At 42.2% G+C, this 15,543-nt stretch carries 9 protein-coding genes; 6 read left to right on the forward strand and 3 right to left on the reverse strand.

Features of this window, described 5'->3' with window-relative positions; all coding sequences use genetic code 11:
• Positions 1 to 1,664: 1,664 nt before the first annotated feature.
• The 3 genes from IGQ44_10310 (at position 1,665) to IGQ44_10320 (ending at position 7,607) form a co-directional block, all read left to right on the forward strand.
• On the forward strand, positions 1,665 to 4,094 hold the full coding sequence (locus IGQ44_10310) for a phenylalanine--tRNA ligase subunit beta (protein HIK38364.1): 2,430 nt from the start codon (positions 1,665 to 1,667) through the stop codon (positions 4,092 to 4,094).
• Positions 4,095 to 5,678: 1,584 nt separating this feature from the next.
• Positions 5,679 to 5,870 (forward strand): hypothetical protein, encoded by a 192-nt coding sequence (locus IGQ44_10315; protein HIK38365.1) that lies wholly within the window; start codon positions 5,679 to 5,681, stop codon positions 5,868 to 5,870.
• Between the two features lie 1,497 nt (positions 5,871 to 7,367).
• Positions 7,368 to 7,607, forward strand: a complete 240-nt coding sequence (locus IGQ44_10320) for a hypothetical protein (GenBank protein HIK38366.1) — start codon at positions 7,368 to 7,370, stop codon at positions 7,605 to 7,607.
• 38 nt (positions 7,608 to 7,645) lie between these two features.
• Here IGQ44_10320 and speB read toward each other — a convergent pair whose 3' ends face one another.
• The gene (speB, locus tag IGQ44_10325; GenBank protein ID HIK38367.1) at positions 7,646 to 8,530 is read right to left on the reverse strand and encodes an agmatinase; all 885 of its coding nucleotides are present in this window, start codon (positions 8,528 to 8,530) and stop codon (positions 7,646 to 7,648) included.
• 204 nt (positions 8,531 to 8,734) lie between these two features.
• On the opposite strand from speB, the gene IGQ44_10330 reads away from it, so the two are divergent.
• Entirely contained in the window at positions 8,735 to 10,441 is a 1,707-nt protein-coding gene (locus IGQ44_10330) for a glycosyltransferase family 39 protein (protein HIK38368.1), read from the forward strand.
• 422 nt (positions 10,442 to 10,863) lie between these two features.
• On the opposite strand, the gene IGQ44_10335 is transcribed toward IGQ44_10330, so the two are convergent.
• The gene (locus IGQ44_10335) at positions 10,864 to 12,288 is read right to left on the reverse strand and encodes a DUF2079 domain-containing protein (protein HIK38369.1); all 1,425 of its coding nucleotides are present in this window, start codon (positions 12,286 to 12,288) and stop codon (positions 10,864 to 10,866) included.
• Between the two features lie 122 nt (positions 12,289 to 12,410).
• Between IGQ44_10335 and IGQ44_10340 the strand changes: the two genes are divergently transcribed.
• Complete coding sequence (locus IGQ44_10340) at positions 12,411 to 13,034, forward strand: pseudouridine synthase (protein HIK38370.1); 624 nt, start codon at positions 12,411 to 12,413, stop codon at positions 13,032 to 13,034.
• Here IGQ44_10340 and IGQ44_10345 read toward each other — a convergent pair whose 3' ends face one another.
• Entirely contained in the window at positions 13,035 to 14,873 is a 1,839-nt protein-coding gene (locus IGQ44_10345; protein HIK38371.1) for an SUMF1/EgtB/PvdO family nonheme iron enzyme, read from the reverse strand. It lies immediately after the preceding gene.
• Positions 14,874 to 14,979: 106 nt separating this feature from the next.
• Between IGQ44_10345 and IGQ44_10350 the strand changes: the two genes are divergently transcribed.
• A complete protein-coding gene (locus tag IGQ44_10350) occupies positions 14,980 to 15,534 on the forward strand; it encodes a late competence development ComFB family protein (protein ID HIK38372.1) in 555 nt (184 codons plus the stop codon).
• Positions 15,535 to 15,543 lie beyond the last annotated feature (9 nt).

The following is a 15,543-nucleotide window of genomic DNA, read 5'->3' on the forward strand; positions in this document are numbered from 1 at the left end:
AGTATAAATACCTCCTATAGTTACCAGATGGAATTGTTTTCTTATCCCTAGACAAGGGTATGGTTACCAGATGGAATTATTGTCTTATCTCTAGACAAGAGTATAGTTGCCAGATGAAATTATTGTCTTATCTCTAGACAAGAGTATAGTTGCTAGATGGAATTATTGTCTCATCCCCAGACAAGGGTATAGTTGCTAGATGGAATTGTTGTCTTATCCCTAGACAAGGGTATGGTTACTAGATGGAATTGTTGTCTTATCCCTAGACAAGGGTATAAATGTCTCCTGTTATCCCCACTGATGTTTGTGTCACCTCGCCAAAAGATGTAGCAGATAAGCGTTAGCCTTAATTTACCCAAGGGGGTATTAGCATACAACTGTTGCCGGCATCACTTCGTTGGAGAGAATGTCTAGTATACAAGCATTGTCGGGGTGATTTTAAGGTATATAGTATACTTTTGTTGAAGGAGTAAATTTACTAGAAAACAAGCGGAGTAGACGGCTGTTGTTAGCCAGAAGCTTAAGAAATTTTCCAGTAGACAAGTATTATTATTATCATTCTACTAGGGGAGATTCCTTATTGGGACTACTCTACTGAGGGTATTCAGTGAGTAGACGGGTGTTGGAAAGGTGACTTGGCTAGGGGATATGTAGTAGACAAGTATTGTTAGTCCAACGCCCATAGGACGGCCTAATTTTACCAAGGGTGACACCTTTTGAAAAGATATTGTTGGGGTGATTTTATCTGCGTTTATTCAACAGAAAAGTATTATTGGCATGACTTGACTAAAGGGGATTTGCCGGTAGGGAATGTCTGCCAGACAACTGAAGAGGGTGTCTAGCATACGGGGATTGTGAGGCTGATTTCAGTGGGGGAAATTTAATAGCAAACCGTTGTAAGTCAGAAGCAGAAGGGAGTGTCTAGCAGAAAATTACTGTGTTGTTAGCATGACTAGACTGGGAGAATGTCTAGCCGGCTACTGTTGTGGGCTTTGCCCCCGCGATGGTATGATAGAAGGGTTTTACTGGAGGGTATGTCTAGTAGACAGGTAAAGGGATAACCAATAGACAGGCATTGCTGATAAGAAGACAAGTATTGTAAAAGGGGAATTGCGGGGAATTATCATTGTGACTAGACTGGAAGAGATGTATATGTAGCAGACAACTTTTGTTGCCATGACTTCACTGAGGGGATAGTCTAATCTCACTGGGGGTTATTTTTGGTAAACAATTGTTGTTAGTATGACTTTAAAGGGAGGGTGTCTAGTAGGTAAGCATTGTCGGGGTGATTTTACTAGGGGATAGGCAGACGAGGATTGCCAGTCTGAATTCCCCGAAGTGTCAGGGAGGTATTGTTGGTATGACTTTTAAATACTTTACCCTAAACCCTATCCCCTATCCCCTTTATCCTACCCCCAGAGAGGGGCGCCGAGAAGGCACTTAATTCGGTAGACTAGATGAGTATTGTGGGCGTCACTTGATTGGCGGAAAAGTCTAGTGGAGTATTACTAGTATGACTTGCCTGGGAAGTTTAGTAGACGGGTGTTGCTAGGATGACTTTGGAGGAGAGGGGATGGGGGAATGTGGCTATTGTGACTTTACTGGAGGGAGGTATTGGCTTAATAATAGGGATTAGTGGCGTAATCTAGAATTCTGGTGAAACAATGCGTATTTCTCTAAACTGGCTGAGAGAATTTGTGGAGGTAAAACTGTCGGCAGAGGAATTAGCCAAGACTTTAACCATTGCCGGGTTTGAGGTGGAAGACATTGAGGATAGACGCACCTGGGCTGATGGGGTGGTGGTGGGGAAGGTATTGGAGTGTAAAAAACACCCTAATGCTGATAAACTAAGTGTGTGTAGGGTAGACATTGGGGAAAAGTCCGTTTATCAAATTGTTTGTGGTGCGTCTAATGTAAGAGAGAATATACTTGTTGCCGTTGCCAAGCCGGGGAGTTATTTGCCTAAGGTAGATTTAAAAATTAAACCCACTAAGTTGAGGGGGGTTGAAAGCAATGGTATGATTTGTTCATTGGCAGAGTTAGGTTTAGAAAAGGAGAGTGAGGGAATACATATCCTGGAGGGGGATTATAGGGTGGGGGAAGATATTCGCCCCATTTTGGGTTTAGACGATGTTATCCTAGAGGTAACTGCCACTGCCAATCGCGCGGATGCTTTAAGTGTAGTGGGGGTAGCCAGGGAGGTGGCTGCCTTGACGGGGGGAAAACTCACCCTGCCACACATTGAGGAGACAATCAACCCCATTTACTCTGACAAGGTTGCCATAAGGGTTGAGGATACTTCCGCCTGTCCGGCATATATTGCCACAATCATCGAGAAAGTTAAAATCGCGCCTTCTCCTGACTGGCTACAAAGACGTTTGCAAGCGGCAGGAATACGCCCCATAAATAATGTGGTTGATGCCACTAATTATATTCTCCTAGAATGGGGGCAACCCTTACATGCCTTTGACAAAGATAAGCTACATACCATCGCCAAAAGTGACAGTCTAACAGTGGGTGTGCGTTTTGCCAAAGAGGGGGAGACTCTGACAACTCTAGACAGTCAAGAAAGAAAATTAACCCCTCAAAATTTGCTTATTACTATCAACAATCAGCCAGTAGCCTTAGCCGGCGTCATGGGTGGCGAAGATAGCGAAGTTGACGAGAATACTCAGAATATCTTACTAGAGGCTGCCCTTTTTGAACCAGTTGTAGTTCGTCGTAGTGCAAAAATTCAGGGAATTCGCACGGAATCTTCTACTCGTTACGAGAGGGGAGTAAACCAGGTAGAGTTGGAGAAGGCTTTAAATAGGGCAATTTCCCTTATCAACCAACTGGCAGGTGGCAAGGTTACCAGTCAGATTATAGCCGACAATCGCTCTTATTCTACCCCTGTTATTGAATTAAGACTCCAGCGTCTGCATCAGGTATTAGGGAAGGTGAGAAAAGGGGATAGCCTCATAGACATTCCCCCCGAAGATGTGGTTAGAATTCTAGAAGACTTAGGTTGTCAACTGGAGGTAAAAAAAGAGTCTCCTTTGGTATGGCAGGTAAGAATCCCCCCTTACCGTTATAGAGACTTAGAGAGGGAGATAGACTTGATTGAGGAGGTAGCTAGACTTTATGGTTATGACAATTTCCATGACACTCTCCCCACCCAGGCTACTGTAGGCTATCTTCCCCTCAATTATCAGATACAAAGGCAAATTAGGGCTTCTTTGAGAGGGTTAGGGTTAACCGAGTTGATGCATTACTCCCTAGTAAACGCCAAGGTAGCGGGGATTAAAATTGCCAATCCCCTGTTTGTAGAATATTCTGGTTTAAGGAGTAATCTGATTGACGGTTTGATAGACGCCTTTGAATATAATCTCAGTCAGGGTAATGGTTGTTTAAATGGTTTTGAAATAGGTAGAATCTTCTGGTTAGAAAATGGGGAGAAACGAGAAGCCGACGCCTTGGGGGGGATATTTGGGGGTGACTTGTATACCGAAGGCATTTGGGTAAGAAGTGGTAAACCTCAACCCATGACGTGGTATGAGGCTAAGGGAATCCTTGACAGTTTCTTCGACTCTCTGAAGTTGCCAATCACCTACCAGGCAGAATCTGATGACTGTCGTCTTCATCCGGGACGCACTGCCAGTTTATGGTTAAATGGGAATAGAATTGGTGTATTTGGGCAACTCCATCCCCGTTTGCGGCAACAAAAAGACTTACCCGACAGTGTTTACGTATTTGAGTTACAATTGGAACCCATAGTCGGCTTTTTAGAACAAAAACACATACAAACGCCTGTCTTTAAACCCTATTCCACCTATCCGGCAGTAGAAAGAGATATAGCCTTTTTCATCTCCACAGAGATACCCGTGGCAGAAATAGTCTCGGTGATGCGAAAAGCCGGTGGCAGGTTATTAGCTGATGTAAGGTTGTTTGACGAGTATAAAGGGGAGAATGTGGAAGAAGGGAAAAGGAGTTTAGCCTTTACTCTTACTTATCGCTCTCCCGATGGTACACTAAAAGACAGTGATGTGGAGCCAATTCATGATAAAATCCGTCAAACTCTTGGCCAGCATTTTGATATTATCCTCCGCAGTTGACATTGGGGAATGTAGGCGTTTATTATAAGCCCATACGGGGGGTTGGGATATAAGACGATGTACCCTTCCCGATTACAGACGAATGATAATTATTCTCCTGCGGTTGGGATTGGGTGTGGGAGTTTATAATTATAAACCCGCACATGGCGGGGGGAATAAGGCTAGGGAGAGTGGCTAATCCCAATGGTAAGCTAATGATAACAGTTTCCCCTTGGCAGGGGGTGGAGTTGAACGGCTACTCGGATAGAATTATAATCATTCGCACCTGCCTACGTTATTTTTAATTCTATTTTTGGGGATTGTTGAAAATTATACTACCAATCTTGACCCCAGTAGGGGCTTATAATCATAATTCCCCACTACATAACCATACCCCACCTCCCACATCCTATCCCCCACACCCTATCCCCTCATAAGTCACCGCCACGGCTAGTAAATCCCTAACCCATAGCTTCGAGATAGTTGTGGCTGTCATCGGCAACTGGGGTTTATTATGACACTGGTGTCTTAGTGTTGCCTAACCAGTAAGAAAGTGGTTTCTAATGGTATTGGTTGTCATACTTATTGTCACCGTTGTCAGTTGGTATTGTTAGCTTTAGGAATTGTTGTCACCGCTACTGCCTTCTTTCTAGTTATTGTCGGCGGGTTGCTTTTGATTTTATAGGCTACTGGTTAGGTGAAGACTAACTGTATTTGACTGCCACTGTCATTTTCCCTTAGCTATTATTATCCACCCTTCTCAATAGTGGTTTTTACCCAATAGGGGAGGTTTTCAGACTGATTTTTTTGTCACCCACTCCACTTTTTGGCTTTCTCAATAGCTTGAATTGATGGTATTGGCTAGCTAACTGATTGTCACTGTTGCCAGTGGTTAGTCATAATAATTGTTACCGTTATCAAGTACTAGACAAATCCGGTTGATGGGATGGTTGTTTGTATTATTAGCCACTGCCACTAGTTTAGTCATCAGAGTTACTGTTTCTATCTTCATACACTAGAATTTATCGGAGTCTCTGTGGCAGACATCAGCCGCCAGTGTTTTTTGTGACAGTCTCTAGTATAGGCTTGCGTCTGTTGTCAGTTTTTCCATCATTGCTTAGTTGGTGTCGGTTTCCGAATTAATGCTTTGTGTATTTTTGGCTAGTATTAGTCTCCAGAGTAGGGGAAGGCAGTGGTCAGACTGAATTTGTTTTTACCGACTGACTTGTAGTGACTTCGCATCTGCTTGTTACTCTAGTCATCACTGATTTCACATCACTGTATGTCGCCGAGGATGTGGTTTTTTCTATAAGCTACTGCCCTTGATTATGATAGTATTGTGTTGGGATTGTGGTTTCCATTAAGCTGCCAGTATTGGCGGTTAAACTGACTATCATTATTGTCAGTCACTTGTATTAACTGTCAGAATGATTGTCACCGTCAACACCCACATTTAGTTGTTGGTGTCGTTGGCAGTTGGTGATGATAGTCTATTTCTCCCCGGTTTGTCTTTGCTGTTAGAAACCACTACAGGTTGCCAGGCAAGAAAATGTCGGCTACTGGAATGCCACTAGCTTTTTTAACTGGCTTACTAGTCTTGGTTATATGTTAGTTGCCAGTATTAGTTGTCAGAATAATTCCTATCAGCCACCCAAGTGGGTTATCCAAACAATGTGGTGGTTGCCAGATGTCTTGTCACTCTTGCCATCAGCCATTAACATACTAGTAGCATTGATTGTGATGCCGCTGTCTCCAGGAATAGGCGTCAGTTTTGTTGTCATTGGCTACTGCCATTAATTAATTAATCAGAAGTCAGACTTCTTGTTTCCACTATCACATGGAAGCCATCAGAGTATTTTTTACTGACAGGGCGCCATTACATTCTATCACTCCCTTGTATTTTTCTCAACTAATGGGGGTGTGGGATGTGGGAGATTTGAGGTAGCTAATAAAACATGGTTAGTGATAGACAATGCCTTTGTAGAATCCTCGGGGATTAATACGCAATGCCATGTCTTGAAGGATTATTTTCTCAAAAACACTTTTACCCACCACGGGGGAAATCCCAATAAGCGTCAATGACAATGCCTTCATTCGGCCAAATGTTTTGTTTTTACCCGGGTTTCTCTATGCTAGGTATATAAAAATCCCACTTTGAATCCACGGGCTGTTGGCATTTTCAAATCCCTAAGATTAAATAGTTATTAACTACGATAATTCCTTTGTCTTCCTCTACAAATGTACCCATAACCTATTTCCCAATTAGGCCGCTAGCAATCTAAAAGGCGTCGCAATGGGGTAGAAAATAATTGCCTCTCTCCCAAAATCCGTTTAAATTGGGGAAGCTTTTTTTTGGCTGTAACATTTACCTTTAATTTTTAAATTTGTTTTTGGGCAACGTTATTATTACTTTGTACAATAAACCTCGTGAAATATATTTACTTTGGATTCTGATTATTGTTAATATGTTACTAAAAATAGAATTATTTTAATGTTAGCATAAATTGCCAAGGGCAAATTCATATTATTTCTTCCGTATGCAAAATTTAAAACCTTTCAAATAAAGGAGCCTTTTCAGGAATATATTTTCACTCATTTTTTAGCAGAGAGGCTTTTGAGACTCATGTTGACTAAGAAGAATCTAATTTTATGGCAATGTGATTCTTATGGGGCAAAATGCTATGAATATGAGGAGTGAGTAGCAGAAACTAAGATTTACAGGAAGTTATTATTGCGGAGTTTTAGACTGGCTTTCCCGTTGTCAGTCGTCAGTGGGTATTTCCAGACAAGTTGTGTTGTTAAGCTACTAGAATAAATAGCCAGTGTGTTGGTTTTATGTGTTTAGTCTTCTGAATGAAGGGAGGAATAGCTGAGAATACAACAAAACAACTTTTATGGGGTGGAAAGAGGCAGTCAAAAATGTGACAAAGTTATTCCCCCTTAGAGTGACAAGAAGTAGCCAAATGTGATGGAGTAACCCTCTTGGGGTAAAAGGGAATAGCTGGAAATGTAACCTGGTTACTTCCAGGGTGGAGTTAGCCGGAAGGGAAATAAGATGATTTTCTCTCACAAGGGAACAACCAGAAGTGTAAAATGGAAAGCAATAACCAGAAAGATAACAAGATTAGGCCAGAGTGGGATAGATGGGAAAATAGCCGTCAGTGTGACAAAATGATTCTGGGGGTAGAAGAAAGAGGAGAATAACTAGAAATATATAACAGTAACTATGAGGCAAGAGGATAGCAAGAAAAACAACAAGGCGACTTTTTTGGAATGGGAATTTTTGGAGGAGAAATGGATAGCCTGGAAAATGAGGCGACTGTTGTGAAGCAAGGGGGAATAACCAGAAATGAGATGGAAATGGGTAGCCGGGGATATAAACACCCACCCTATGGGAGAGAAGGCAATAGCCGGAAAGGCAATGTGACAAAATGTGACAGAATGACTCCCTTGGAAGAAAGAGGTAACCGGGAGGGTAATAGAAGGGGGTTAGGGAGGGATAGCCGGAAGCGTCACAAGGTGACTTTCTCCTAGGCTGGGAAGAGGCAACCAAAAGTTGTTTGGGGGATAGTTTATCTTTGTTTGCCTACATGCCAATAGCCGATTAGTTTGTAGACTAGTTTGGCGGCAGTGAATTCGGAAACAACAGAATCCCTTATAGGAGCCAATTCCATAATATCACAGCCAATCACCTCAAAATGACGACATAACAGACGTAAAAACGCCAACGTCTGATACCAGTCTAAACCCCCTGGCTCAGGTGTGCCAACTCCTGGTATTATACTAGGGTCAATGCCGTCTAAGTCTATGCTGATAAAAATCTTCTTAGTGGTTATTCTACTTATTGCCTCTGCCATCCAGTGGGGGTTAGAATGTATCTCTCTGGCCCAAATTACCGGTATATTCTTGGCTTTGATTAACTCCGCCTCCTCTTTGCAAATGGCCCTAATCCCCACCGGTAGTGTGGGTAGTCCCAATTCTAACACTCTTCTCATCACACAGGCATGATTGTGTATTGAATTTTCATATTCATGCCTCATATCCCCGTGGGCGTCTATCTGTACTACAGTAAATGTTTCAGAAATCCTTTCCCGATAAGCTCTCACTACTCCCGTAGTTATTGCGTGTTCTCCTCCTAGGGCGATAACCCATTTGCCGTCTTGAATGAGTTTTTTGACGGTGGCAGTGGTGATATCTAGCATCTCCTCGGGGGTGAGTTGGGGGTTAACCCGCGTGTCGGCTATGTATTCGTGGGTGTAGATAGGGGTTTGGAAACAGGTTTCGATGCCCAACTCCTCGTCATAACATTCTAACTGATCTGAAGCGGTTAGGATAGCCTCTGGCCCATTCTCACATCCTTTTCTATAGGTGGTGGTGGCTTCGTAGGGAATTGGTAAAATGACTACATCTGCCTTTTCATAGGTGGATGTGGTTTCTGAGCCCAAAAATTGTTTCATTTTCTCACTAAAAATCTTTCTTTGTCTTCCTAGTTTAGACCGTTATTAATTATAACAGAAATTTAAACTTTTATCTACAAGGCTTTTTCTGATAATAACCAGGTCAAGAATGCTGGGTTTATTTTTGTTTCTGCTGTTTTATGAGAGAAAATGAGATAAACTGATTCTTGTTTCCTTGTCGAGTTTTCCCAGAAGCAAAATTATATGAGTAGGCCAAGACAACACCTATTACTCCTGGGGTTAATTGTGATTTTAAGCCTACTGCTTAGGTTAACAGAATTAGCTGCAAAACCCCTCTGGGTGGATGAAATTCTAACAGTTATATTTAGTTTAGGGCACAGTTTTGATAATAGGCCGATGCCGCAAATATTCCCCATAGATTTTCTGCCGAATATTTTTACATTTAACCCCCAAAGTTGTGCTCAAATTGCAGAAACAGTATCTAGGGAATCCACTCATCCGCCGTTATTTTTTTGTCTGTTACATGGTTGGTTGGGGTGGATAAAGCCAAATGCGTCTCTGGAGGAAATAGTATGGCAGGCGCGTTTTTTACCAGCTGCCTTTGGGGTGGCGGCTACTGTCGCCATGTATTTTCTGGGAAGGGTGGCATTTTCTCCTACCACTGGCTTAATAGCATCAGCATTTATGGCAGTCTCTCCTTTTGCCGTTTATTTATCTCAAGAGGCGCGTCATTACACCCTTCCCATGCTACTAATTATTCTCTCCCTGACTGAGCTAATATCAATGCAAAGGAATTATACCTGTTGGGGAAAAATTCGGGCGAAAAACTGGCTACCCTGGGTCATTTTTACCACCCTTGGTTTATACACCCATTATTTTTTCATTCTAGTATATTTCTCGCAAATTGGCGCCCTATTTTGCCGACAGTTTTGGCTCTTATGGCGGGGAGAAAAATTTAAATCTTTCTTACTCTGGAGTCGAAGTTTTTATGTCTGTCTGCTGCCATTAATCTTATTCTCTCCCTGGCTATCGATTTTGTTACAACATTCTGGTCGTCCTGAGACTGAATGGTTTAAACCTTTTGAACCTAGCTTTTTAAATTATATCATTCCCTTATACCAAATTATGATAGGTTGGATTTTGATGGTAATAGCATTGCCTGTAGAAACCCCCTGTCTCTGGCTTACTATTCCCTCCGCTTTGTTGATGTTTACATTTGCTTTTCTCGTAGGCAAATATGTCTGGCGGGGATTATTTCAATCATTGTACAGTGGCGATTGTCTTCAACGAGAATCTACTATTATTGTTTGTAGTTTTATTCTCTTGAATCTGCTTCAATTTTTGCTAATCATATATCTACTCGGCAAGGATATAACTTCTGCTATTCGCTATCATTTTGTCTACCACCCTGCCATTTGTCTTCTCATGGCTGCCTGTTTTACCCACCCTCTAGGGCAAAACAAACGAAAAGAGAAAATAAAACTCTCATATTCTACTGTTTTATTAGTGGGATTGTTGAGTAGTTTGTGTGTGGTTTATGGGTTGGTATTTGAAAAACCTTACAAGCCGGAATTGGTGGCCCGAAATTTGAATTTAGAGGCAGAAAAGCCTTTAATAGTTGTCTCTGGGTACAGCAAATATCAGGAAATTGCCCTGGGTTTGGAATTTGCTTTGGAATTATATAAGCAACGCCATTATCTACCAACCTACTGGCTATTTGTTGATACTAAAAACGGCTACAATCCTGTGTGGCAATTCCTTTCCAACCTAGACAACTCCTTTGCCAGTAAATTTTCCAATTTATGGATAATTGCGCCCGGGTTGCGTCGCCAAGATTTTCCTTCAAATTTATCTTTCTCTGGTTCTGGTATGTGTGTTATCGATTCCCAACATCATTACCGTATTGGCATCCCTTATCAACTCTATCGTTGTTTTCCTTTTAGTAATTAAAACTTAATTGTGTTTGTTTCATAATCCGACTTTTACTAAGACGTGGCTGATATTCATTCAATTGATTTGTCAGCTACGTCGTCGTTTGGCGGTTGTTTTGTGTGGCAACTTTTTCCAACCTAGATAATTCTCTTGCTGGTAAATTCCTCAGGTGATTAATGGCAGCGTCGCCGGCATCTCCCCTCAACGTCTTATCAAATTTATATTCCCCATTGGCTTTACCTTTGTTGGTTTTAGTAATTAAAACCTGGATAACGACAATTCGATTCCCCAGCCGCCTCGTTTTTGTTCAAAAACTCCCTTATAATTCTTCTTAGTCAGTAGGGTTGACCGAAGTTAAGCTAAATTCTGAGATACCAACTGGGAGCATTTGTACATAGGTAATTAAACCAAAAGCGGAGAAGTTTGTTATTATCCACTTACTAGTTTTTACGAGTAAACAGGAATATATCATCCCGTTGGTATACTAGTATAAAGTCATTGTTGGTAAGCAGAAAATTAATTAGCCTTTTCATCTCCTCTTGGGAGGTGGGATAGCCGGGGTTTTTAGCATTAAGGAGAATGTATTTGCTTTTAACAACCTGCTGATAGTCTATAGTCTCGTCAGCCAGGTAAACCGTCTCACGATGAGTGAGATGAGGCGCGTATCTATGGTTGGTAAATACCACCTCTTTGTTATCAATTAATTCTATAGCTTTCCTAGTAGCCTGCCATTGGTGAACATCTCTCCAATAGGATGTCGGTGTGATGGGCAAGAATGCTGTCCATCTTGTCAAAGCCAGAAACATTATCAAGGCCCAGATTCTTATTTTTATGTCTTTTGATAACAGGGTTTTTTGTCTACCTAAACTGGCGACAGCTGTTATAATCAAAAAGGGAACTATAGGAATAGAATATTGGTATACCAGGTTTTTTTGCGGAAGATAATCAGCCAGCAGGTTGATAACGATAGTGGGAATTGCCGGAAGCAAATTATCTATTTCTTGCCAGGCTATTATGGGTATAACAGGAATAAATAAAAGGGTCAGATATTCAAGGTTAGGCAGAGTAAGAAGGTGGGATAAAACTGTTTTTGGTTTGGTGAAAACATTAACTATAATCTCTATAACACTATTACCTAAATAAGAATACCTCCCGACTGCTGCGGCTTCCTCGCCACTGAATTTAGGTATGACTATTTGAGAGGAGATTATAAACCATAAAACTCCCATAGATGTTGCCACTAAACCCTCTATTTTTCTGCGTCTAAATAGCAACAGCCATAGTCCCATCGCCGCTACATTTAAAGACAATACTGCCTTGCATCCTAGTATGAGAATAATACTGGCTACAAACCAATACCATCTTCTTCGAAGTGAATAACTATTTCCAAAGGCATTACTGGCTAAAGTAGCTATAAAAAACAATGGCGTGGCTATTGTCTCCGGGTGGAAGTCGAAAATATTCACGTTGAATATTACCGGATATAGCCAATAAACTAGGCATATTGTCCTCGATTTTTCCCCATTAATTCCGAAAAGAGAACAAATTTTTATCAGAGGCAAAACTGCTAACGATAAGGAGAGTGATTGGATAAAAAATAGCCAATATACTGACGGATAAAGGGAGTATAATGTAGCAATTGGATAGAGAATAAAGGCAGCATGATCCCCTAATATATGCAATCCCCTAAAGGTGATATAGGGATTTTTTCCCCGGGAAATCAGATAGACTGCATTGTCGAAAATCCCTAAGTCATAGGCGGCAGAATGGAATAATAAATGACGGATTACACTGGCAAGGAATAAAATTAAAAAGCTAAACAATGTCTGGAGACTAAGGGCATTTAGAAACTTGAAATATTGCATGATATATGTTACAATCGCCTCCAGGAGGAAGGGGAAAGATTAGACAATCAGAATTAACATTGTACAGAATTGAGACTGTAAGTAGACAAGCTTGTAAGAGAGAGTCTGGTAAACAAAATAAAGTGAAACACACCTACATTTTGTTTTACAAACCCTATAACGTCTTGTGTCAGTTTACAGATAATAGCCCAAAGAAAGAGGAAAGACAAACCCTAAAAGACTATATCCCAATACCTGATGTGTATCCGGTGGGGAGACTGGATTTGGATAGTGAGGGGTTGTTGCTATTAACCGACGATGGCAGAGTACAATATCGTCTTTGTAATCCGAGTTTTGCCCACCCACGCACTTACTGGGTACAAGTGGAAAATATACCTAATGAAGAAGCCCTAAAACAACTGGAAAGGGGGGTAATAATCCAGGGGAGAAAAACAAGAAAAGCTATAGTACGTGTGCTAGAATCAGAACCAGAGTTACCCCCTAGAAATCCCCCCATCCGCTATCGTAAAAGCATTCCCACCGCGTGGCTGGAAATAACCCTCACCGAAGGCAGAAATAGACAAGTCAGGAGGATGACAGCTGCCGTGGGATACCCCACCCTACGTCTGGTAAGGGTGAGAATCGGGGTTACCCCCACCCTCCATTTTACCCTCGAGGGATTAAAACCAGGACAGTGGCGATTCCTTACCCCTCAGGAAGAGAAAATTTTAGTCTCCCTAGTCACTAACTATTCTAAGCACAAATAACTATTCTAAAACACAAACTACCCTAAAGCCGATGAAATTGTAACAGGCTTCGGGGGGATAACTATTGCGTTTAGCACTACGACAGTATCTAGCAGGTAGCGCAAAAGAGCCTCCCCTCACAACTCTATTTTGGTTACTCATGGTAGAATAGTGGGGAGAACCATCTCTGGGGGTAGAGGTATAACTGCTAGTATAATGATCCTCACACCATTCCCAAACATTGCCATGACAGTCATATAAACCGAAGGGATTGGGATAGAAGTTGTCTACGGGGGTGGTTTTTCTTTCTCTGAGACTAGTATTTTTACCGCCTTGTTTTTGCGGATTGTAATTGGCTACTTCGGGGGTGATGACATCGCCGAAGGAGTAGCGGGTTTGGGTATTGCCGCGACAGGCATACTCCCATTCTGCCTCGGTAGGGAGACGGTAATTCCTACCAGTATATTTGCTTAGGCGTTTACAGAATTCTTGGGCGTCAAACCAGGAGACTCTTTCCACAGGCAGGTTATCTCCCTTAAAAGCAGCTGGTTTAGGTTTAAGAGGACGAACAATCTTGGGGAAACGGGATACCACCCTCCATTGTAGCTGAGTGATGGGATATTTGCTAATATAGAAGGGACCTAGGGAGACTAGATGTTGTGGTCCCTCGTCATTGTCCCTACCCTCTTCATCGTTGTTGGAGCCCATTAGGAATTTGCCACCGGGAATAAATATCATTTCCAGGTTGACCCCCTCTCCCAGGTATTCTACAAAGAATTGTGCCTCACGGGTAGTTAATTTTTTCTCCACCTTGGAAACTAAACCCAAAAAAGTTTTCTTGAGGGACAGGCTAATGGTCTCAAAGGTGAATTTTTCGATGTTAGGATAGTTATATCTAGGTCTGGTGAGGGTAGGCAGGGGTGCAGTTAAGTCTGCCGGTTGTACTACTGTTTCCTCGTTTTTTTCTGTTATCTCTTCTTCTTCTTGTGTCAAGGTGGGAGTTGAAGGCAAATCCACTGTTGGGGATGCAGCCATCATTTCCGGGGAATCTTTGAATAATTCTAACCAGTCTCTGAGACAGTGAGGGCGTTGTTTTACGTCCATTGCCATCCCTTTAAGGATAGCATCGTTAAAGATGTCACTGAGATTGGGATTATAATGCTTGGGAGGTATGAGAGGCTGAAGGTTACGTAAATTGGCGGAAGTGGGCAGTTGGGCGGTAACCAATACGTATAAGGTGGCGGCTAAAGAGTAAACGTCACTGTAGACTCCCAATTTGCCATTTTCTTGCCATCTTTCGGGGGGGGAGAAACAATCTAGGCCTTGGTAGGTTTTTCTCCTCTGGGCAAAGACAAACAACTTAATTGCCCAACCATAGTCTATGATAATAGGTTCTTTTGTTTCTTGTTCCAAGATGATATTCTGAGGTTTGATATTTAGGTGAAGACAGCGATTCTGATGGAGGAGGTTTAGGGCGGTGGCTATTTTCCTGGTTAATATCAAAGCCTCGGAGGGGGAGAATTTCCCTTGGTTGTCGAGATAGGTAGCCAAGTCAACCCCCTGAGGGTATTCCATCACCATGTAGACAATATCCTCTTCTACAAACACCTGAGGATAAAGTTTGACTATGTAGGGATTCTGACAATTATTTGCCACTTGCCGTGCCTGTTGAATCAGTTTTTTTGTCAAATCCCCTTTTTCCGCACCCATTAGGTCCGCTATTTCCGTAGCTACAATTGTCACTAATTTGTTACGGCTAGTTTCTCGGGCGCGATAGAAAACACCAACACCCCCCCTAAGAATAGACTCGATGACGAATTGGCCGTTATTGAGGGTTTTCCCTTTTTTCCAACTGCTCATGGGTATCCTAAACCACCATACCGTTGACTGTTGTTTGTTATCTTAAGTTCCGATTATCTCCTACAATAGTGAATAGTGGAGAATACCTACAAAGAGAAGAGATTTAATGAATCTGGAGGAAATTGTTGAACAGGCCATCAAAACTGGGTATTTGACTCCTACTATGGAAGCGGAGATTAGCAGGATATGTGAGGCTTCCGAGGAGTTAACGGCAGCAGAGTATAGGGCGTTGGATAGACTCATGGGCGCCTTGTTGGCGGGGGAGATTACTGCCTCTCCCAAAAAACGGTTTATCAATGTGATGGAGGAGTTGGTAGTGACTGAGGTAATCAATAGGGTGGCGGAAATCGAAACTACAAGCGATGTTGATTTGGATGTGGGAGACATTGCCGCCTATGCCCTCAATCGACTCCCCCCCCTCTATGCTACCACAGAAGAAGGAGCATCTTTCCAACGCCAAAAGGCCAAACAGGAATTGCAACCCCTAATTATTCAACGGGTAGAGGAGGCCATTGAGCGTTATCTCAACTGTCCTCGATTTTACCCTGAAAGGAAGGCTTTGGGTCATTCTAACACTCCCACTGTTTTTGAACAAGTCAGTCGTCTTCTCTCTTCCCAGGCTTCTCGATACGAAACGCCTCTAAACCAAAACGAGGAGTAATCTGAATAC

It is taken from the genome of Geminocystis sp. M7585_C2015_104, assembly GCA_015295805.1.
Lineage (GTDB): Bacteria > Cyanobacteriota > Cyanobacteriia > Cyanobacteriales > Cyanobacteriaceae > DVEF01.

What these genes read in the sequence shown, in the direction of transcription:
- IGQ44_10310 (HIK38364.1), top strand. Translation starts at nt 1,665, where the DNA reads ATGCGTATTTCTCTAAACTGGCTGAGAGAATTTGTGGAGGTAAAACTG.
- IGQ44_10315 (HIK38365.1), top strand. Translation starts at nt 5,679, where the DNA reads ATGTTAGTTGCCAGTATTAGTTGTCAGAATAATTCCTATCAGCCACCC.
- IGQ44_10320 (HIK38366.1), top strand. Translation starts at nt 7,368, where the DNA reads ATGGATAGCCTGGAAAATGAGGCGACTGTTGTGAAGCAAGGGGGAATA.
- speB (HIK38367.1), bottom strand. Translation starts at nt 8,530, where the DNA reads ATGAAACAATTTTTGGGCTCAGAAACCACATCCACCTATGAAAAGGCA.
- IGQ44_10330 (HIK38368.1), top strand. Translation starts at nt 8,735, where the DNA reads ATGAGTAGGCCAAGACAACACCTATTACTCCTGGGGTTAATTGTGATT.
- IGQ44_10335 (HIK38369.1), bottom strand. Translation starts at nt 12,288, where the DNA reads ATGCAATATTTCAAGTTTCTAAATGCCCTTAGTCTCCAGACATTGTTT.
- IGQ44_10345 (HIK38371.1), bottom strand. Translation starts at nt 14,873, where the DNA reads ATGAGCAGTTGGAAAAAAGGGAAAACCCTCAATAACGGCCAATTCGTC.
- IGQ44_10350 (HIK38372.1), top strand. Translation starts at nt 14,980, where the DNA reads ATGAATCTGGAGGAAATTGTTGAACAGGCCATCAAAACTGGGTATTTG.